The 20,762-nt window shown below is 60.7% G+C and carries 18 protein-coding genes; 5 read left to right on the top strand and 13 right to left on the bottom strand.

The genetic code is table 11. From position 1 onward, the window contains the following. Nucleotides 1-65 precede the first annotated feature (65 nt). The 4 genes from IE069_RS13305 to IE069_RS13290 form a co-directional block, all read right to left on the bottom strand. Nucleotides 66-878, bottom strand: coding sequence for a hypothetical protein (locus tag IE069_RS13305; protein ID WP_189351057.1), 813 nt, complete (start codon nt 876-878; stop codon nt 66-68). Nucleotide 879: 1 nt separating this feature from the next. Beyond that, nucleotides 880-1,638: an ABC transporter permease gene (locus IE069_RS13300; RefSeq protein ID WP_189351056.1), complete on the bottom strand. Its 759-nt coding sequence runs from the start codon at nt 1,636-1,638 to the stop codon at nt 880-882. Nucleotides 1,639-1,769: 131 nt separating this feature from the next. Then, the gene (locus tag IE069_RS13295; protein WP_189351055.1) at nt 1,770-3,509 is read right to left on the bottom strand and encodes a glycosyltransferase family 4 protein; all 1,740 of its coding nucleotides are present in this window, start codon (nt 3,507-3,509) and stop codon (nt 1,770-1,772) included. A gap of 184 nt (nt 3,510-3,693) precedes the next feature. After that, nucleotides 3,694-4,746 carry an LCP family protein gene (locus IE069_RS13290; RefSeq protein ID WP_229791157.1) on the bottom strand — a complete coding sequence of 351 codons (1,053 nt, stop codon included), beginning with the start codon at nt 4,744-4,746 and terminating at the stop codon, nt 3,694-3,696. 89 nt (nt 4,747-4,835) lie between these two features. Between IE069_RS13290 and IE069_RS13285 the strand changes: the two genes are divergently transcribed. Then, nucleotides 4,836-5,360, top strand: a complete 525-nt coding sequence (locus IE069_RS13285) for a DUF3515 family protein (protein ID WP_229791156.1) — start codon at nt 4,836-4,838, stop codon at nt 5,358-5,360. 3 nt (nt 5,361-5,363) lie between these two features. Here the strand turns inward: IE069_RS13285 and IE069_RS13280 are convergent, their stop codons facing one another. The 6 genes from IE069_RS13280 to leuC form a co-directional block, all read right to left on the bottom strand. Next, a complete protein-coding gene (locus tag IE069_RS13280) occupies nt 5,364-6,521 on the bottom strand; it encodes a D-alanine--D-alanine ligase family protein (RefSeq protein WP_189351054.1) in 1,158 nt (385 codons plus the stop codon). Then, entirely contained in the window at nt 6,502-7,548 is a 1,047-nt protein-coding gene (locus IE069_RS13275; protein WP_189351053.1) for an NAD(P)H-dependent glycerol-3-phosphate dehydrogenase, read from the bottom strand. Before IE069_RS13275 ends, IE069_RS13280 begins: the two co-directional genes overlap by 20 nt. After that, the gene (locus IE069_RS13270) at nt 7,545-8,351 is read right to left on the bottom strand and encodes a lysophospholipid acyltransferase family protein (protein ID WP_373287823.1); all 807 of its coding nucleotides are present in this window, start codon (nt 8,349-8,351) and stop codon (nt 7,545-7,547) included. Before IE069_RS13270 ends, IE069_RS13275 begins: the two co-directional genes overlap by 4 nt. Nucleotides 8,352-8,363: 12 nt before the next feature. Continuing rightward, entirely contained in the window at nt 8,364-9,689 is a 1,326-nt protein-coding gene (gene murA / locus IE069_RS13265) for a UDP-N-acetylglucosamine 1-carboxyvinyltransferase (RefSeq protein ID WP_189351052.1), read from the bottom strand. Between the two features lie 182 nt (nt 9,690-9,871). Continuing rightward, nucleotides 9,872-10,471 carry a 3-isopropylmalate dehydratase small subunit gene (gene leuD / locus IE069_RS13260; protein ID WP_189351051.1) on the bottom strand — a complete coding sequence of 200 codons (600 nt, stop codon included), beginning with the start codon at nt 10,469-10,471 and terminating at the stop codon, nt 9,872-9,874. A gap of 9 nt (nt 10,472-10,480) precedes the next feature. Beyond that, nucleotides 10,481-11,938, bottom strand: a complete 1,458-nt coding sequence (leuC, locus tag IE069_RS13255; protein WP_189351050.1) for a 3-isopropylmalate dehydratase large subunit — start codon at nt 11,936-11,938, stop codon at nt 10,481-10,483. Nucleotides 11,939-12,044: 106 nt separating this feature from the next. Here leuC and IE069_RS13250 point away from each other — a divergent pair, with 106 nt between their 5' ends. The 4 genes from IE069_RS13250 (at nt 12,045) to IE069_RS13235 (ending at nt 15,663) form a co-directional block, all read left to right on the top strand. Continuing rightward, on the top strand, nt 12,045-12,779 hold the full coding sequence (locus IE069_RS13250) for an IclR family transcriptional regulator (protein ID WP_189351049.1): 735 nt from the start codon (nt 12,045-12,047) through the stop codon (nt 12,777-12,779). A 75-nt stretch (nt 12,780-12,854) separates the two neighbouring features. Beyond that, complete coding sequence (locus IE069_RS13245) at nt 12,855-13,904, top strand: GSCFA domain-containing protein (RefSeq protein ID WP_189351048.1); 1,050 nt, start codon at nt 12,855-12,857, stop codon at nt 13,902-13,904. Continuing rightward, complete coding sequence (locus tag IE069_RS13240; RefSeq protein ID WP_189351047.1) at nt 13,901-14,668, top strand: hypothetical protein; 768 nt, start codon at nt 13,901-13,903, stop codon at nt 14,666-14,668. The genes IE069_RS13245 and IE069_RS13240 overlap by 4 nt, the downstream gene beginning before the upstream one ends. A gap of 8 nt (nt 14,669-14,676) precedes the next feature. Next, nucleotides 14,677-15,663, top strand: coding sequence for a polysaccharide pyruvyl transferase family protein (locus IE069_RS13235; protein ID WP_189351046.1), 987 nt, complete (start codon nt 14,677-14,679; stop codon nt 15,661-15,663). 74 nt (nt 15,664-15,737) lie between these two features. On the opposite strand, the gene IE069_RS13230 is transcribed toward IE069_RS13235, so the two are convergent. The 3 genes from IE069_RS13230 to IE069_RS13220 form a co-directional block, all read right to left on the bottom strand. Beyond that, on the bottom strand, nt 15,738-17,306 hold the full coding sequence (locus tag IE069_RS13230) for a hypothetical protein (RefSeq protein WP_189351045.1): 1,569 nt from the start codon (nt 17,304-17,306) through the stop codon (nt 15,738-15,740). A 427-nt stretch (nt 17,307-17,733) separates the two neighbouring features. Continuing rightward, nucleotides 17,734-18,789: a glycosyltransferase gene (locus IE069_RS13225; protein ID WP_189351044.1), complete on the bottom strand. Its 1,056-nt coding sequence runs from the start codon at nt 18,787-18,789 to the stop codon at nt 17,734-17,736. A gap of 128 nt (nt 18,790-18,917) precedes the next feature. Continuing rightward, nucleotides 18,918-20,651 (bottom strand): glycosyltransferase family 4 protein, encoded by a 1,734-nt coding sequence (locus IE069_RS13220; protein ID WP_189351043.1) that lies wholly within the window; start codon nt 20,649-20,651, stop codon nt 18,918-18,920. Between the last annotated feature and the right edge of the window lie 111 nt (nt 20,652-20,762).

Below are 20,762 nucleotides of genomic sequence, written 5' to 3'. Positions count from 1 at the left end.
AATCTGCCCCGGTCGCCGGCAGCCGGGTCAAATGAAGATCCGCTGTCAGCAGATATACCGATCGTCTATGTCGTGCGCCTTCTGGCGTTCCCCCTGAGCGAGAGCGCCGGTGGTTCGTACTCAGCTTGGAATCGACGCACCAGCTGACCCGCGCGCTTGGTGTCCTTTTCGCGTTCGGCCTTTGCCAACTGAGTTCGCCAACGCTTAACGGTGGCAGTCTCCGCATCCATGATGAAGTTCCCTTCGTGGAGCCAGCAAATACGCCCCGCCAATGGACTCAAGTGACGAATGTCATTGCTGACCAGAATCATTGAGCCGCCACGTCCGTAGAAGGCCTCCACCTTCTTCTGCTCCCACTCGTTCTGGAGCAGTTCAAACAGGACCTCAGAGTCGTCGATGACGAGTGCCTTGGTTCCCGTGGCCAACGCCAAGTAGAACCGCACCCGCTCTACAGTCTGATGGTCGATGTTGCGAACTTGGTCATCGAAAACCGCGTCGTCGAGTGCCGCTTCCTGAGCCACGATGGCGACAGCGCTCCGGACGCGTTGCCCGCTCATCCCGTGAGCCATGGCGAACCTGACGGCATTGAACCGCAACGTTTCCTCGGAGAGGAAGGCACCGGGAGCGTCCAGGACGACGGGGTCACCATCAATATAGATCTTTCCCTGCTCGGGGTCTTTGCTGCCGGCGACAAGCTCAGTCACCAGTTGGGCGCCGTCGCGTCGACTGCCGAGAATCCCTACCGATTCGCCGGGCAATGCCATGAATGTCAAGGTGTTCAGTTTGGCCGTGAACTCACTCTTGCCGCGCCCTTGATGCTTTGACGCGGAGACTTCGTGCAGCAGCAGCGTTGGACGGACTCTTGTCTGTCGATTCACGTCAGCCCCCGTTCATCCCGTAGTTGTCGCTCTGGCGCCAGATCAACCATGACCCGACGAGTAAGGGAAGCACCGCCCACAACGCCATGATGTACCAGCCCTCGCCCACGGGTACTTCGTTGTAGACCAATGCAGACCTAACGTATTCGAGGACCCAGTACATGGGGTTCCAATGCACCAAGAAATCAATGATGGGATGTACGCCGAGGAACCGATCAGCAGCGAACATGACGCCCGACCCGAACATCCAGGCCCGAGTCGCCGCTCGGAGGAGATTCTGCACGTCGGGCACAAGGCCGACAAAATGGGCCGAGACCAGAGCGATGCCGGTCGCCAACATGATCTGCAGCCCGATGACCGGCAAGACCAGGAGGACAATCCAACTGATCTGTTCCGGCGGAGAAATAGCGAAGATCATGACGACCATGACCACGTAGCTCGGAAATCCCGTCAACCAGACCCTTACCACGGCGCTCAGTGGCCCGGTGATTGGCGGTAGTGGGGCACCGGAGGTGTTCTTCTTCCAATTCAGGAGAGTTGCGGCGGCGGAATTTACCGACTTGGACGTCAGTTGGAAGAAGAAGACGCCGACGAGCAGGAAGGCGATGAAGTTGGGAATGCCCTTCTCAATGTTCAGGATGACGCCGAAGACGAAGTAGAACATCGCACCGTCGAGGATCGGGTTGATGATGAGCCAGAGATTGCCCAGGTACTGCCGCTTGCCCGCTTCGTCCACTTTCGACCGTGCTTCGTGCAGCATGAAACTGCGAGCGTCCCAAACGCGTACAAGATAGTCCACGAACGCGGGACGGCCTCCGCGCTCGTGCATCCCCGTGACGTCCACCAATGTCGGCACAGACGAGGGTGCCCCGTCGCCGCTTCCAACTTCCACTATGAAGACTCCTGATGGTGTCTGAGCGTCGCGTAAAGATCAACGCACAGCTCGGCGTTTCGCTTCCAGGTCCGCGTGCTGAGGACGAACTTGCGCCCGGTGAATCCCATGCGCTCCCGCAGTTCTGCATTGTCAGCGAGTCTATCGATGGCGCGGGCCAAGGCCTCAGGGTCCTCCGCCGGAACGAGGAGCCCATTGATGCCGTCGTCGACAGTCTCCCTCAATGCCGGGAGATCGGAGGCGACGACCGGACGGCAGGATGCCATCGCCTCGACCGGTTTCAGAGGCGTGACGGAACGTGTGACGGCAAAGTCCTTGCGAGGTACGACGAAAATGTCCAACGCCCCGTGATACCGGACTGCATCGGACGTCGATACCCGGCCGACGAAGATGTCCGCCGGGTCCAGACCGACTTCCGCTGCGTGAAGCCGCAGTTCCTGCATAGCGGCACCACTGCCGACGATGAGAAGGCGTACGTCGTCCCGTCGTCGACGAAGGAGCGAATAGGCGGTCAGCAAATCGTCGATTCCCTCATAGGCAACAAGGGACGAGACCGTGCCTATGTACAGCTTGTCCGGGTCGATGCCGAGCTTCGCCTTGGCTTGTCGGGCACTTGTTGGAGTTGATAGAAAGTCCGCCCCCACCGCGTTCGGCACCAGACGGATGCGCTCTCGTGGAACACCATATTCGACGATCCTGTCGCGCATGGACGCCCCCAGTGTCAGCACCAGGTCGGCGTCCCTCATGACCTCGCCTTCGCGGATGTTGAAACGCTTGTAGCGTTCGGAGGACACTGCCTCCGGCCCGCGCTTCGACGCCCACGTATCAGCAAGTTGGCCACGGACCTCGTACACCCACGGGACTCCCACGGCTTCCGCGACTGCGCGGACAACCAATCCATTCACGAAGTGAGTCGTGGTGTGCAGAACTTCCGGCTTGAGCACCCGGACGAGATCAAGCAGGCGTTCCGTCTCCGCCTGGAGACGATCGCGGAGGTTGGGGACAGCGCCCTTGACCACCAATCTGTGGTAGGTGACGTCGTCGATGCGTTGCTTCCGAGGGGCTTGCACGAATCCGAGCGATTCGGGATATCCGAGCCGCGTTACCGCGTGGACCTCCCACCCTTCCTCGGCCTGTGCCTTCAGGAACGATTGTGATCGCCGGGTGTATCCGGTCGCCGTGTAGGGAAGGGAATTGGTCAGGAGGTGGAGCACAACTTGATCCCGCGGTGTGTAATCATCTACGGGGGCAACGGATGGAGCCCAATCGCCGAAGACATCACGTTCGGCTGCGTAGCGGTCCCGGAGGCGGCTGAGACGTCGGCTCGTCGGATTGAGACGCTGGATCGCCGCAGTAGTGTGGCCGTTGTAGAACTCGAGTTTCGCCAGGGTGAGGTCTCTGCCCTCGACATCATCCATGCGGGCGGCGAAAATGCCGGCAATCTGCGGCTGATCGGCCGCCAAAGCGATATTAGCCAGATTTCGGGCCTTCGCACCTCGGGGCCCCTTTGCAAGAGCAGTCCGCAGGCGATGGGCGATCTCGTCGGCGTTACCGGCCAACAAGGAGACCATCGATGATGCCGTCAGAGATGGGAAAGATCCCAAACCCGCGTCGAAAAACCCGAGAAGTCGTTCCGCGGTGGGCGTCGCCCGCCTGCGCCAGAGACGTTCGACGAACGCGACGGAATCCTCTTTCCAGTGACGACGAAGGGTGTGCCGTTTGGCCAGCAACCGTTTCATCGGGGGCCATCACCTCGGCCCGGAATCTCCCGGCCTCGTTCGTGTTCAAGCACGTGTAGCGCACTGCCTTCCGTTGACGGCCGTATCGACATGAGGACGGCCTCCAGTTGCCGTTTTCGTGTCACAGCAACTCGTCGAGAATATCTTGCGTCTCGGAGAACGGCCAGATAGGCCACCCCGGGGACTAGTTCTCGAGACCTTGATTCTCGATGTAAGTCGTCAACGTGTCCGACTTGAGAGCCTCCGAGACCTGGTGTGTAGCCGCGGGGTCATGGAGGACGATCGACTGCCCATCGGACGAACGGCCGGTCCCCCGGTTCGGCAGGGTGAAGGTGTGGACATCGCCCGTCCGGACGTTCCGCAGGCTCAAACCGAGCTGACCGAGCCCGAACGCGTCGACGTCCTCATCGACCGTCACGTAGGGCGAGAAGTTGTCGACGATGCTCGAGATCTTACCGGGGTCGGTCAGCGTCTCCTGCGTGAGGAATCGAGCCATGACGGCCTTCAGGAAGAGCTGCTGGTTCGCGACCCGCGTATAGTCGCCGTCCGTGAACTGCTTGCGCTCCCTGACGAAGCGAAGGGCACGATCGCCTTCGAGTGTGATGGGGCCTGCCTCGTAGGAGTAGGACTGCTCGCCCCCGCTGACGGTGAAGGCCCGCGGATTGTTCACTTCCACGCCGCCGAGGGATTCCGTCAACGACTTGAAGCCTTCGAAGTCGATGATCGCGATGTGGTCGACGGGAGCATCCACCACGGATTCGATCGTCTGGACCAGCAGGGGGACGCCACCCAGGGCGAGCGCCGCATTGATCTTGTGTTCCCCATGACCGGGGATCTCAACCCACGTATCGCGCATGATGGACATGACGTTGATGCTCTTGCGGTCACCGGGGATGTTGACCAGCATCATCGTGTCGGCACGTCCGCCGTTGGGCACATCAGGCAGGTTCTCGGTCTCGCCGCTCCCGCCGCGGCTGTCGGAGCCGATGACGAGGTAGTTGATCGCGTCTTCGCTCTCCTCGGAACGATCTGGCCGATCCGCGGTAGGAAATGCGGATTCGATGGACTGCGATTTCTGATCGAAGCTGTTCTTGAGGCTGAAGAGATAGCCGAGGGCCAGTCCCGCGGCCATCACGACCACCGTCAGTACGGCGATGAGCGCAATGACCCCGGAACGCCGCTTCCGCCGCTTCGGCTCGTCGTTGTACCCATCCCCCATGCCGTCAAGACCGGCCATGTTTCGCTCCTTGTATACGGTTCCGTCACGCCGTCGACCGCCCCCAGGAGTGGGCGCAACCAGTCAGACGATCCGGATAGAATCCTAAAGTGCTTTCCTTCAGCTTTCCTGTCAGATCCGCCAAAGCATCAGCGCGGCAACGATACACCGGTTTGACACGCACGGGCGCATTAGTGCTTGTGGTCATGTCGCTGTCGGCCTGTGCCCCCGCCGTCGATGTCGATCCGGCACCCAACGCCAACGATCCGTCGTGTGCAGACACGATGGTCATCCTGCCGGACGAGGTTTCGGGCCACGAACGCCGTGATACCAACAGTCAGGCGACGGCCGTCTGGGGAGATCCGGCCGCAATCGTGCTGCGTTGCGGGGTGGCGAGCCCGAGCCGGGTGACGACCGATCCGTGCGTGACTGCGAATGGAGTCGATTGGATCGCACGGGAGGGCGAGACCGCCTGGACGCTGACGACGTTCGGCCGGACCCCTGCGACCGAGGTCCTGTTCGATCCGCTGGAAGTTCCATCGAGCAACGTCCTGCCCGAGCTCGCGGCAGCTGTACAGGCCAATCCCGCAGAGACGGAGTGCCTGTCCACCGAACAGGAAACCAATCTGCCCTGACTGTCAGCGGAGGCCGAGCGGACGCTCGAGCGCCAGCTCGATCAGCTCATCGATCAGGTCCGGATAGGCGATCCCGGTCTTGGCCCACATCTGGGGGTACATGCTGCTCGGCGTGAATCCCGGCATCGTGTTGATCTCGTTGATGACCCACTCGCCGACGTCAGTGTAGAAGAAGTCGACGCGCGCCAGCCCCTCGGCGCCGACGGCGTCGAAGGCCGCGACCGCGAGGCGGCGGATGGCCTCCCCGTCTTCCTCCGGCAGATCTGCAGGGCAGCTCAGGGCGGCGCTGTCGTCGACGTACTTGGCCTCGAAGTCGTAGAAGGCGTGGGCGCCTTCGGGGACGGCGATCTCTCCGGGGAAGGACGCGCGCGGCGGCTCGTCTCCATGGCCCTCGAGGACGCCGCACTCGATTTCGCGGCCGGTGATGCCCTCCTCGATGACAACCTTCGGATCGTGCTCGCGCGCGGCTTCGACCGCCGTCCGCAGCTGGTCGCGATCATCCACACGGGTGATGCCCATCGACGAGCCGGCGCGGGCGGGCTTGACGAACAACGGCAGTTCCAGGCCGTGCGTGCCGGCCAGCGCCGCTTCGGGGTCACGGCGCCACTGTTTGTCGGTGATGACTGCGTAGGGCCCGACCCGGAACCCGGCGGACTCGAAAACGACCTTCATGTAGTGCTTGTCCATGCCGATGGCGCTCGCGGCCACTCCGGCACCCACGTAGGGCAGATCGGCCAGTTCCAGCATGCCCTGCAGCGTCCCGTCCTCGCCGAAGGGACCGTGCAGCAGGGGGAAGACGACGTCGACGCGCCCCAGGTCCTCGATCTCGCCGTTCGCGCCGGACATCAGGCGGGATTCCTTGGCGACGCTGATCTCCGCGGTTCCCTCGCCGTCGCTCAGGTGGAGCTGACTCGACCCTGCCGCCACCTCCGGGTGCTCCCCCGAGGTCAGCGTCCAGTCGCCCGGGCTGGAATCGACGAGCGTCCAGCTGCCGGCCTTGGTGATGCCGACGGGAATGACGTCGTACTTGCGCCGATCGATCGCCTTCATCACACTCGCCGCAGTCACGCAGGAGACGGAATGCTCAGAGGACCGGCCACCGAAGAGCAAGAGGACACGCGGTTTGGTGGTAGCAGGCATACTAGTCGCTTTCTCGGCCATGGTTCGTTTCGGATTTCAGATCGCGGCCCAGTAGTTGGCGCGCCATGCCCTCGATGGTGAGGCGCCCGTCGAGGACCCCGACAACCGCCTCTGCGATCGGCATCTCGACGTCGTTTCGGCGGGCCAGGTCCAGGACGGCGTGGGCCGATTTCATCCCCTCGGCGGTCTGCGTCATCGCTTCGCCGACCTCGACGGCGCTGAGGTTCTCCCCGAGCAGGCGGCCGGCCGTGCGGTTCCGCGACAACGGGGACGAGCACGTGGCGACGAGGTCTCCGAGACCGGCGAGACCGGCCATGGTCTCCAACTGCCCGCCGAGCGCGATGGCCAGGCGAGTCGTCTCCGCCAGTCCCCTGGTGATGACTGACGCCTTGGTGTTGTCGCCCATGCCGAGCCCGTCGCAGATCCCGACGGCGAGGGCGATGACGTTCTTGACGATGCCGCCGATTTCGACACCGGCGACATCGGAGTTGGTGTAGGGGCGGAAGTACGGAGCGCTCACTGCCGAGGCGATTCGCGTCGCGACCTCCTCGTCGGAGCAGGCCACCACTGAGGCGGTGGGTTCCTCGCGCGCGATCTCCATGGCCAGGTTCGGGCCGGAGACGACGACGATCTGGGCGTCTTCGAGTCCGAGCTCCTCCGCGATGACCTCGCTCATGCGCGCATCGGTGCCGCGCTCGAGGCCCTTCATGAGGGAGATCACAACGGTGTCGGGGCTGATGGCGTCGCGCATCTGGCGAAGTTGGGCCCGAAGGGTCTGCGCCGGCACCGCCAGCACGACGACGTCGGCCCCCGCCAGCGCTTCCTGCAGATCGCCGGTCGCCCTGATGCTCTGGGGCAGCTCGATGTCTCCGAGATACTGACTGTTCGTGTGGGAGCTGTTGATCTCATCAGCGACGCTCTCGCGACGGGCCCAGAGGGCGATATCGCCGTGGCCGTCAACCCGCGTGGCGGCATCTGCCGCGACTTTGGCGAAGGTCGTGCCCCAGCTGCCGGCACCGATCACGGCCATTTTCGAAGTGACTGTCATCCCTGCTCTCCCGCTCGGTTGGTGGGGGCCGGCCCATCCGTGCCGGATGGCCGTCGGGACGCGCCCGGATCGCGTTGTTCGTAGTCACGCCCGGAGAGCGCCTGGCCGTGCGCCGAGGGATCCCACAATGTCTCGGGCGGCGATTCGCCGCGCAGGTCGCCCACCAGCTCCGCAACAGCGTTCATGATGCGTTCGGTGGCCTCGACGAGCACTGCCTTCGTCATCGGCTTGCCCCGGAGATCGGACAGGTCCACCGCCTCGCCGACGACGACCCGCGCCTGCTTGCGGGGGAAGAGGTGAAGCCGCTTCCCATAGCGCGGGAGGAGCTCGTGAGCGCCCCAATGGCCGATCGGAATCACGGGCGCGCCCGTCTGAAGGGCCAAACGCGCCGCACCGGTCCGACCCTTCATTGGCCACATGTCCGGGTCCCTCGTCAGAGTGCCCTCGGGGTAGACGATGGCCACGGATCCCTCGTTCAGGAGCTCTCCGGCCAGTTGCAGCGACCGCTTTGCACCCTGTGAGCTGCGGGCCACCGGGATCTGCCGCGTCTTCTTCAGAAACCAGCCGAGAACCGGGACCCGGAACAGCGATTCCTTCGCCAGATACCGGGGCAGGCGGCCCGACCGGTAGATCGCGTGCCCCACGATCAGTGGATCGATCTCGGTGGAATGGCTGGGGCAGGCGATGAACCCGCCCTCGGGCAGACGGTCGAAACCTTCCCAGCGCTTGCCGATCATGGCGTTCAGCGCCGGCAGGACGAGACCCGCCAGCGTGCCGAATGCGCAGCGCTCGCTCAAACTCACAGGCAAGAGCTGCTAACCCCGCTCGCTGATTTCCACGCTTGCGCCCAACCCCTGGAGCTTGTCGAGGAAGCGCTCGTAGCCCCGGTCGATCAGCTCGATTCCGGTCACGTTGCTCGTCCCCTCGGCGGCGAGGGCGGCGATCAGGTGCGAGAAGCCGCCGCGCAGGTCGGGAATGTCGATGTCGCGCCCGACCAGCGGGGCCGGTCCGGTGATGACAGCCGAGTGCAGGAAGTTGCGCTGCCCGAATCGGCAGGGCACCGAGCCGAGGCACTCGCGGTGCAGTTGGATCGTGGCCCCCATGCGGATCAGGGCCTCCGTGAAACCGAATCGGTTCTCGTAGACCGTCTCGTGCACGATCGACACGCCCGCTGCCTGCGTCAGGGCGACGACGAGCGGCTGCTGCCAGTCCGTCATGAAGCCCGGATGCACGTCGGTCTCCAGCACCAGCGGCTTCAACGGCTTCCCCGTGTGGTAGAACCGGATGCCGTCGTCGTGGACGTCGAAGGCGCCGCCGATCTTCCGGTAGATGTTGAGGAACGCGGTCAGGTCCGGCTGGCGTGCGCCGGCCACGAAGATGTCGCCCTCGGTGACCAGGGCAGCGGACGCCCAGGAAGCGGCTTCGTTCCGATCCGGTACGGCCATGTGGTTGTAGCTGGTGAGCGTGGGGACGCCCTCGATCCGGATGACACGGTCCGTCTGCACCTGGATGATGGCACCCATCTTCTGCAGGATCGCGATCAGGTCCATGATCTCGGGCTCGACCGCCGCGTTCTTCAGCTCCGTGATGCCCTCTGCCCGGACGGCCGAGAGCAGCACCTGCTCGGTCGCGCCGACGGAGGGGAACGGAAGCTCCAGCTTCGCGCCCTTCAGTCCATGCGGGGCGCTGATAGCGATGCCCTCGACACGCTTGTCGACGACGGCGCCGAAGGCCCGCAGCACGTTCAGGTGGAAGTCGATCGGACGGTCGCCGATCCGGCAGCCGCCGAGATCAGGGATGAACGCCTCGCCGATGCTGTGGATCAACGGCCCGCAGAACAGGATCGGGATGCGTGAGTCGCCAGCGTGGGTGTCGATCTCCTTCGACGGCGCACGCGTGGCTCCGCGCGGGTCGAGCGTCAGGTCACCCGTCTCCGGGTCCTTCTCCACAGTCACGCCGTGGATCTGGAGCAGGCTCGTGACGATCTCGACATCGCGAATCTCCGGCACGTTGCGGAGCACAGACGGGCTGTCGCCCAGAAGCGCCGCGACCATGGCTTTCGGCACCAGATTCTTGGCGCCCCTGACGTTGACGGTGCCCTTGAGTGGTACTCCGCCGTGAATAGTCAGGACTTTGCCCATGAATGAAAACCTCGCGTTCGTTGGGTGCCCGGATGTCACCGGGAGCTCCTCGTAAGCATACAACTGACAGTACTGATTCCCGGGCACCACTCGGACTGCACCGGCCCCCTCAACACCTGCTCAATTTCACCTGAGCACGTGGTGAGGGGGCCGGAGGCCTGGCCGAGTGCAGTTTCGAGGGATCAGGGCTTCGCTGGGAGCGTAGCCGGCTTGAACGCGGGGCGGGACGCCTCGTAGGCGGTGATGTCTTCCTCGGACTGCAGCGTCAATCCGATGTCGTCGAGACCCTCCATCAGACGCCAGCGGGTGTAGTCGTCGATCTCGAAGTCGGCCGTAATCGCGCCGCACGTCACCTGACGTGTGTCGAGATCCACACTTACTTCGGCGCCGGGATTGTTCTCCAGCTCTTTCCAGAGCAGCTCGATGTCCTCTGGCTGGAGCTGGCCGGCGACGAGTCCCTGCTTGCCTGCGTTTCCGCGGAAAATATCGGCGAATCGGGTCGACAGCACCACCTTGAACCCGAAGTCCTTCAGCGCCCAGACAGCGTGTTCACGCGAAGACCCCGTGCCGAAGTCCGACCCCGCGACGAGGACCGAGCCGCGGTTGAACGGCTCCTTGTTCAGGATGAAGTCGTCGTTGCGCCGCCAAGCGGCGAACAGCGCGTCCTCGAACCCGGTGCGGGTGATCCGCTTGAGGTAGACCGCCGGGATGATCTGGTCGGTATCGACGTTGCTCTGGCGCATCGGCACGCCGATGCCGGTATGGCGAATGATCTGTTCCATGCTGTCTCCTTACGCGGCTGCCGCAGCAGCGGGCTCTTCGTCGAGATCGGACGGGGAACTCAGGGTGCCTCGGACGGCCGTCGCAGCCGCCACCAGCGGCGAGACGAGGTGGGTTCGCCCGCCCTTGCCCTGGCGGCCCTCGAAGTTGCGGTTCGAGGTCGACGCACAGCGCTCACCGGGCTCGAGCTGATCGGGGTTCATGCCCAGGCACATCGAGCATCCGGCAAAACGCCACTCCGCGCCGAATTCCTCGAACACCTTGTCCAGACCTTCGGCTTCGGCCTCGAGACGCACGCGTGCCGATCCCGGGACGACGATCATCCGCACGTCCGGGTCCTTCGTTCGCCCGCGGATGATCTCGGCGGCAGCCCGCAGGTCCTCCATCCGCGAGTTGGTGCACGAACCGAGGAACACGGTGTCGACCCTGACCTCCTTCATCGGGGTTCCGGCCTTCAGATCCATGTACTCGAGCGCCCGCTGCGCGGAGAGCTTCGTGTTCTCGTCTCCGAAATCCTCCGGGTCCGGCACAGACTCGGAGAGCGAGACGCCCTGACCGGGGTTGGTCCCCCACGTGACGAACGGCTCGAGCTCGTCCGCATCGATGGACACCTCGGCGTCGAAGGACGCGTCGTCGTCCGTCCGCAGGGTCTTCCAGTATTCGACGGCAGCATCCCAGTCGGCCCCGGTGGGCGCATGGGGACGTCCCTGAACATAGTCGAACGTCGTCTGGTCGGGAGCGATCATGCCGGCACGGGCACCAGCCTCGATGGACATGTTGCAGATAGTCATCCGGGCATCCATCGAGAGCTCTTCGATCGCCGATCCACGGTATTCCAGAACGTAGCCCTGGCCGCCACCGGTGCCGATCTTCGCGATCACGGCGAGGATGATGTCCTTGGACGTCACGCCTGTCTTCAGGCTGCCCTCGACGTTGACCGCCATGGTCTTGAACGGCTTGAGTGAGAGCGTCTGGGTCGCCATGACGTGCTCGACCTCGGAGGTGCCGATGCCCATGGCCAGTGCGCCGAATGCGCCGTGGGTCGACGTGTGCGAATCGCCGCAGACAACCGTCATGCCCGGCTGCGTCAGCCCGAGCTGCGGTCCGACGACGTGCACGATCCCCTGCTCGGCGTCCCCCAGCGGGTGCAGCCGAACACCGAATTCCTTGCAGTTGGCTCGCAAGGTCTCGATCTGCTTGCGACTCGTCGGATCGGCGATCGGCTTGTCGATGTCGAGCGTCGGGGTGTTGTGGTCCTCCGTCGCGATCGTCAGATCCGGCCGTCGAAGAGGACGGCCTGCCAATCGCAGCCCTTCGAACGCCTGAGGGGAGGTGACCTCGTGGACGAGGTGAAGATCGATGTACACGAGGTCGGGCTTGCGTCCAGCTCCGTCACCCTCGCCCTGTTTGACCACGTGCGAGTTCCAGACCTTCTCCGCCAGCGTCAGACTGGTTTGCCTATCGCCCATGATTTCCTCCGTCAGGTAGTGCCGATGACTCAACTCAAACACCAGCCCCGTCATGGCGCTAGTTTTTCGGCGTGCATCTCAGATGTTGAGACGCTAATATCAAAGCATGGACGGATCTAGTGGAGTCGGCGTGCTGGACAAAGCCGCCATGGTGTTGGACGCGCTGGAAGCCGGGCCCACGAGCCTGGCGCAACTGGTTGCGGCTACGGGACTCTCCAGACCTACGGTGCACCGTCTCGCTCAGGCCCTGGTCCATCACCGCCTCCTCGGCAAGGACATCCACGGTCGATTCGTCCTGGGCAGCCGCCTCGTAGAGCTGGCATCGGCCGCCGGTGAGGATCGACTGATCGCGGCCGCGGGCCCCCTGCTTGTGCAGCTCCGCGACACGACGGGTGAAAGCTCGCAGGTCTTCCGGCGACAGGGCGACAACCGCGTCTGCGTGGCCAGCGCCGAACGACCCGTCGGGTTGCGCGACACCATCCCTATCGGCACACAACTGTCGATGCGGGCTGGATCCGCCGCCCAGGTTCTCCTCGCCTGGGAGGACCACCAACGTTTGCTCGACGGCTTGCACGGCGCCCGCTTCACACCGACGATCCTGGCCGGCGTGAGACGGCGTGGCTGGGCACAGTCCCTTGGAGAGCGCGAGCCCGGTGTAGCATCCGTGTCGGCGCCCGTCCGAGGACCCAACGGACGTGTGATCGCAGCCGTATCCATCTCGGGTCCGATTGAACGACTCACCCGTCAACCTGGCAAAATCCACGCCGAGACGGTCGTCAAAGGGGCCTCTCAGTTGAGTGCTGCACTGAGGCAGACCTCCGAAATCCTTAGGTCAGAATAACGAGGAATCGGCCGATCTATGCCAGAATTTCACATTGTCCGCCGAGTCAGGAAAGTACAGGAGAAACCGGACGTAATGAGCGCATCTCGAAATCCGACGTCACCCTACCGCAGCAATCCTTCCCGAACCTACTGGAAGTCGGCCATGACCGGCCGCTCCGTCGCCGACGTCCCCGACTTCTACCAGAAGCGTTTCGAGATCCGTCCCCTGGAACGTATTGCGACCGCGGGCAGCTGTTTTGCCCAGCACATCTCAAGGCACCTCCGGGCCAACGGATATTCTGTCATCGACGCCGAACCGGCCCCGGGTCACTTTTCGTTACAAGAGTCCCTTGCCAAAGGCTATGGGATCTACTCCGCCCGCTTCGGTAACATTTACTACGCCAAGCAGCTCGAGCAGCTGGCACGAGAGGCCCTCGAGGGGCGAGAACCCAACGAGGTCGTCTGGGAAAGCGGCGGACGGTACTACGACGCCCTTCGACCCAACATCTTTCCAAACGGCTTCAAGTCACCGGATCTCGTTCTCCGACACCGCAAGCGCCACGTAGAAGCCGTCAGGCAGATGCTGACCACCATGGACGTTTTCGTGTTCACGTTCGGCCTCACCGAAGGGTGGGAGTCGGTGACCGACGGTACCGCTTATCCCACAGCGCCCGGAACTATCGCCGGGGACTACGATTCCGACAAGTATCGGTTCGTCAACTACGGATACCAGGATGTCCTAGCCAGCTTCCTCGCGTTCCGTACACTAGTTCGGCGCGTCAACCGCCGCGCCAAGTTCGTGATCACAGTTTCGCCTGTACCACTCGCTGCGACTGCAACCGGTGAGCACGTCTTGACTGCCACAACACACTCAAAGGCAGTTCTCCGGACGGTTGCATCAGAAATCCACCGACGTTGTCCGGATGTCGATTACTTCCCCTCATACGAACTCGTGACCACAAATCACATCACCAATCAACCGTTCGATTCGACTGGTCGCAATGTTCGCCCGGAAGTCGTAAATAATGTCATGACGTACTTCTTCGCCGAACATCACCCCCAACGGAAACGCAAGGAAGAGGCAGCGGTCGACCACGAGCAGCTATTCTGCGAAGAAGCCCTACTGGAGAACTTCGCCCAATGAAAATCGCCCTCATAGGTAATTCCCACCTTGGCCCCATCGCACCGGAACTTGCAGGACTCACAAGGACCGACGCCTACGACGTCAATGCCACGTACTTCATCTCACGCACGTACGGCCAGCAGCAACTCAAGATCGTCTCCGGCACCCACGCAGACATCGTCGAGGACGTCCAGCTCGACGTCGACAACGGCGTTCCTGACGTACTTGATACGCGCGTTTACGACCGCTTCTACGTCTGCGGATTCCAGTTCTCTTTGATCCACCTGATAGAGGCAGTTCAGTTGTACCAGCCGGAATCCATGTCCCTGGATCTTGCACCTCAGCTTCTCGCGGACAGCGATTTCGACGACTATGTCGACCACACGTTCACGACGACCACAGCCCGAAGTATCCTGGACCGGCTACGCGCACACACCACCGCCGACATTGTCCTTGTTCCAGCCCCTCACCCGGCGCGCTGGGTCGCTTCTGATACCCGAGAACGCTCGCTTGCCTACGGACTTCTTTCAGAAAATGAGTCGGCCAGGGAGTTCTTGCTCTCCCAATACCAGAGGCAGACGAAGCGAATCTCTGAGTCCGGCTTCCTCGTCGCGGAACAGCCGATCGACACGATCACAGACTGTTGGTTCACCCGGGACGAGTACTCACTGGGCGACCCGAACGGTTCCACCAGAGCCTTCTACGAACGAGGTGACTTTTATCACATGAATCGTTCATACGGGAACGTATACGCTCGACAAATTCTCAACGAACTCACCAGCTAAGGAGCAGTATGGCAAAGGTAGGATTGGTAGGATTCTTCGGTTGGGGCAACTACGGCGATGAAATCTTTCGTATGGTGTGGGAACGGTCCCTGGGATCGATTCACGAAACGACCGTTCTCAACGATCTCACGCAGAACCCTTATTTCAGTCGACCGGCAAAGGAAGTAGCTGCAGGCGTCGACGCGATTGTTATCGGAGGCGGCGATTTGGTCATACCCAACAAGATTTCCCCGCTCTACTGGAATCGGGCATGGCTAGCAAAGCCGATTTTCATTTCCGGTATCGGTGTGCCTCGCTGGGTCAAAGTCGAAGATGACCATGTCATGGAGAGGTTGAGAAATTTCTTCCAGCACCCCAACGTCAAGTACATTTCGACGCGCGATGCGGAAAGCGCGGAGTGGATCCGTGAAAAGCTGCGGCCACGGATTCCCGTGCTGCACCACGCAGATCTGGCCTACGCCAACTTCTATCCGCCCGCCCGCAAATTCCAGAATCCTACGGTGGGAATCAATGTCCGGACCCACTCGGCCAACGCAGATCCTAAGGTCCTGCTTGACACCTGTCAGCGACTCCAGGCCGAAGGGTTCGACATCGCCAACGTGGTCATGGGCACAGGCAAGACCCGAGCAGCAGACCTCGAAGTCGCCGAGTCATTTCCTCTCAAAGGCCAGCAGATCTACGAGAGCGAGACCGTCGACGACATTAGCGCAACGATTGGCGGTCTAGACACATTGATCTCAAACAAATTTCACGGGACTGTCGTCGCGACGACGTACCAGGTCGGTTCTGTGGTTCTCTCCGCGACGTCCAAATCACAGAACCTGTACCGCCGCCTCGGACGCGCGCCACTGCTCTCGGGTCCGAACGATGAATCCATGTACGAAAAGGTCAAGTTGGCGCGTATGCCGTACTCCCCCGATGCACTCAAACTCATGCGCATGGAGGCCTTCGAAGGCGTTCATTCAGTTGCGCACGCCATCAACCAGCACGTCTAGAGCAAGCACGACCGGTCACCTCGGAGTTAAGTGAACCGGTGACCGGTCGTTCGCCTTTACTCGGCCCCAGTATGTCAAGAATTAGCGAGACCAAGAGTTAGCAGCTTTCCGACTGAACCGCGCATTTGCATAAAGGACAGGCCCTCATCGCCCAGCTTAGCCTCGGCCTCTCGGAGAACAGGTTCATATGCTTCTCTAATCTCGGGCACCGTAATCCCGTCGAATCCGTCCCGACAAGCCTCAGTCAGTTGCTCCCGCGTAGCCCGGTGCCAGAGTCCAACATCACTCACCAGTCGGGCGAGCGGTTGAGCAAAGCCGCTGTTAACCGACGCTGGATCCCCATAAGTACGGTACTCGGGTATCTCGCCAAGACCGATCGGCCCACCAAGCTCACGGACGCGGGTTCTCACGAAATCATGGTCCATATTCTTCGCTCGATCATCGAACTCAAAGGCAGCAGCGTCAGGTGAAAGGAGCAGGAGCATTTCGTTGATGACGCTCAAATCTGCCTTGGTCGGCTTCGAATAGGGCGCTCGCTCCGATCTACTCAGTCGCACAAGCTCTCGACTCATGAACGGCCGGAGCCCCGTCATACTCGTCACACTGAATCTCCCTGAATGGAGAGCATTTCGATAGTAGAGGTAATGCCACTCGGATCCGATATCCGAATACGGATCGACGCCGTAGGCAGCCAAGGCCGTTTCAACCTCTTGGCCAACGGCGGCAGCCACGTTCGGCTCTCCGATATTCTGGATTATCCTTTGTACCGGCCGCCATCCGAAGTTACCCTTATGTAGTTCGGCGCCATGCCCGCCCACCGTAAATGTTCCAGCTCCGGAAGATTCATATCCGGGCAATACCAAGAAGTCGTATATTCCTGCGTTGGAGAGATACCATAAACCCAGTGTTTCGTTGAACCTTTTCACCGGTGCCGGGCGCGGCGCTCCATCTGGCATTCCGAGCTGGAAATCGAAATGTGTCGCGAGAGCCGAGACAACCTCATAGTCACGCCGATGCGATGGATTGGTGTTTGTACAGTTCAACACCGTATTCTTGCGAGTCTGCTGGTCTAGCAGTACGGCGGCGAGACAGACCCTAGAATCCAGGCCACCAGATAATGCCAACCTCAGCGCATACTCACCCGTCGAAGCCGCCGCACGCAACGTGGCAGAGAAGTTGATGGCTGCTCGACGGAGCGACTCGCTGTAATCACCCTCGAGGGGCGGAAAGACGTTGTCGCAAGGGAGCCGTACGACATGCAGACTCGCGTCAGATCCCGCCTCAATTACTACCTTGGATCCGACAGATGAATAATTAACCGCATCAAAAACGGTGCTATCGCTCAACAACTGGCCGCCCATGGCGTTGCCCCACGTTCTGGCAATAGCCGACGAGGCGTTTAATTTGTTACCTGCGCCGAATGCTTCGCGAACTCGAGTCAGCGTGAATACAGAATCAGAAATCGCAGCGAAGCCGCTCCCGGCCGTATGCGCCATCGAGCATAAAGCAAAAAGGTCATTGACAACCGTCAGCTTGGTCTCATTCCATCGAGCGTGCACATAACAGCCCTCATAGGACTGAAGGTCAAATCTGAGGCCAGTCGAGGCCTCGAACTCCTGGACACCTGGCAGGCCGAAGACCATACTCTCGTGATCCGCATCGATTGCGTGACCCCGAAAGATCATCCTAGCGTCTGCATCCAGCTCCCCCTGTGCTCCCCTAGAAACATAATGAAGGTCGAATCCTGCATTCAAGGAAAGTGTCACATGTTGTGTTGATTCCGAGTCGCCACCGAGCATAGAACGACACCGGTCACGCCACTCTCGTCGAGCAACCAGCAACAAGTAATTAGACAATATTCCCCCCATTCGCGAAGGACGAACGAATCGTCCCTTATCCACCCCTGCAGAATCCATCCGGATTAGAGAACTTCACGCAACCCTGACCACTTAGTTTCCGGTCCTCTGCGAAATTTTAGCCTCCAGGACCATGGTAGTCACATTCGGAGCGCTGGGAAACCCTGGAGAGGAACCGTTCCGATGGAGACCGTCGGAGCGGGAGAAATCATACTCACTGCTGGAGGACCTTTTCCGTGATTTGTCGTGCGAAATCTAGCGACACTCGGTCGGGATCGTACGAGCTCATAACCCGACGTATTGAGTCGACAGGGGAACTCCCCGATGGGAATCGCTCGGTGGCCGACAATAGGGCAGCGGTCAATCCTTCGATATCGGGTGTCTTCATATACTCCACAATGTCGTCACCAAATATTCCCCTGATCGTGGCGCGATCACTGGAGACTATTGGAAGGTCGAACGTACCATACAGCAGGGCGGCCCCACTGTTTAACATACGCTCGTATGGAACGAGCCCACAGTCGGCAGACCGCAAAAAATACTGAATTTTATCCGCGGGGATCTTGTTAGTTTCAATCAGAACCTGAGGGTGTACTCGAGCGCGAGCAATAAACTCGCGACACTCTTCATCTTGATCGGCACCTCCAGCAACTACCAGTCGCAGCCGTTGCCCTTGTTCTGATGCACGCTTCGTGGCCTCGTGAAATGCATCCAGTAGGCGCCCAAGGCCTTTGTACGCCTTGATAGCGCCGAACATGACGAAAACGTATTCATCAGGGTCGATACCGAGTACCAATCGCGCTTCTGCGCGACTTGTGACATCTGGGTAGGCGCCGAGATAACTCGGATGCGGTGAACATATAACCTTACGTTTATCGATATTAACGTAGGGTTCAATATCTTCAATAGTGCCAGGCGACATCAGATGAATGATGTTAGAGGACTCCGCAATAGAATTCTGGAGCTCGACCTCGAGGTCTGGGAATCGCGCATCATGCGGAAATACGTTGTGGACCGTCCACATTAGGTTGATGCCGGCCGCCCGTAACGCCTCCATGCGCCCGATCATCCCGCGCCCAACACGTTGCGCCGCTTCCTCATCCGCCTGCTGGCCAATAATCCATGAATTCCAATGAAGGTGCAAAGTAGTTCGACTCGCCAAGGGTGCGATATGTCGCAAATCACGAAAATCGGCAGGCTTGAGGATCGGTGCTGCGGCGATCCCCTCCTCCGCAAATCGCCTGTACGTCAATGCCTGATAAGGATTCATCCTAGCTACGGGTGTGTAGCCCAGTAAATGAGGTCTCGCGTGTGTGTGCGAAACTTGGCGGAGCCCGCCAAGGAGTTCGGCAGCCGGGCTATGATTCGTTGCTTGAAACCCTGCGTAGTTGACTCGCATTAATCAGTACCCTTCAAGGCTTCCGCCACCTCAGAAAACTCACGGACATACCTTTCTCCGTTGTGGTCCCACGTTCGTTCGTTCTCCACCCAAACACGGCCAGCCACGCTCAACCGCTCGGTCTCTTCGTGGTCGGCGCTGAGACGCAATATAACTTCCACAAGGTCGGCCGCGTTTCCAGACTCGAACGAGTGTCCGCGAAGAGGCGGCTCCGCAATCTCAAGTAGGGCAGGTAGATCGGCGACCACGAGCGGACGCCCCAATGCCATAGCTTCGAACGGCTTAAGGGGCGTGACGTACGTCGCTGCGCGTTCGCGGATCCTCGGGACAACGAATATATCGATTAAACCGTAATAGTCTGGGATCACTTCGTGGTCAACCGCTCCAACAAACAGGACACGGTCCCTTACGCCGAGTTCTGAAGCAAGCGTTTCGAGATGGGCGCGCCTAGGCCCGTCACCCACGAGGATGCAATGCATTTTAGACCCTGCGCGTTTGAGAAGAGAAGCCGCTTCAATTAACGTCTCTTGCGATTCGCGGTAGTGGTCCATATTGGAAACATATCCAAATGTGGGCACACCGCGTATTCCTAGTTGATCTTCCAGAGCTCTCGAACGTTGACGAACTGTGAAACTCTCCACCTGGACGGCGTTAGGGATCACGCCGATCTTCTCGGCTGGCACCCCCCTAGCAATAAGTTCGCCTTTCATCGACGAACCAATTGTTAGAACCCGATCCGCTCTTTCCATGCACATTCGTTCCGCCTCTATGCGCCTACTAAAGAGTTCACCGCGAGTCTCCCACTCAATATCCGCCGTCCAGTTTGCCTCGAAGAACGACCGAACCTCATAGACAAGCGGCAGGCCTGTCTTCTCCTGTAATGCCAAACCGACGAGCGCCGTCTCGTACCCGCGTCGTCCGGAGCTGACATGAATGATGGATGGACGTAGCTCCTGAATTCGCTGATAGGCGAGCTCCGCGAATAGTTGAAGAAAAGTATCATTCGGCATACTCGAGTACTCGATGTTTCCCACGTCCAAGCGCGAATGGTAAATGCCATCTACTAGTTCACTAGAACGGGATTCCTTACCGGTCACGCTTCGTGGGAAACCAGGCTCCGTAAGGACCATGGGTTCCAGCCCAGCACGCTTCTCAGCTAAGAAGTTCTGGTGACTTCTCGAGGTAAAGCCATTGGACAGGTATGGGCGTGATTCCTTGACCAAATGCAGGACACGGCCAGCGACTGGGTCAGCCACGCGAACAAGGGGACCTGCAAGACGCGGATACCACCCTGACGTTTCACGCAGGCGCCCTTCAACACGGCGAATCGCCTGCGGGCTAATCCCCTGGTCTTTGTTTGCGACCGCATTCGTCATAGCAAGGGCCGCTTCCGGCATTCCTCTCTTCGTGAACAAGTCGCGAAGTGCCTTGAGGAATGAGATGTGATTCCAATGTTTTGGAGCCAGGATGCAGGCCCAGAGCATCGCTCCATCATAATCTCCCTTCCTGACTAATGCCGTCACAGCCTGTGCGCCGTCAAGTGGCGAACTCAACTTGGGCGACTGGCCACCCGCGGAGATCGCCTGGTTACTGACACGAATTAATCTGGTGATCTCGTCGTGCCCATAGAGGAGTTGGTCAGACAGAGCTTCCGAAACTCCTTCCGATCCGAATCGAAGTCGCGGCACATAGTGTGCGTCGAGTTCAAAGAAATCATCTGGCAGGTCCACCATGTCGTTAGCCTCTCACCATTCCCAAAACCGTGTCGCGGATCGTTTCCATGGTGTCACGTTCGGCGGCCTCGCCGTTGTAGCGCAGGAACGGCTCGGTGTTCGACGGGCGCA

The organism is Zhihengliuella salsuginis, from assembly GCF_014651715.1.
GTDB classification, from domain to species: domain Bacteria; phylum Actinomycetota; class Actinomycetes; order Actinomycetales; family Micrococcaceae; genus Zhihengliuella; species Zhihengliuella salsuginis.
Note: the sequence above shows the minus strand (reverse complement) of the source record. Positions and strands in the feature narration are given on the sequence as shown.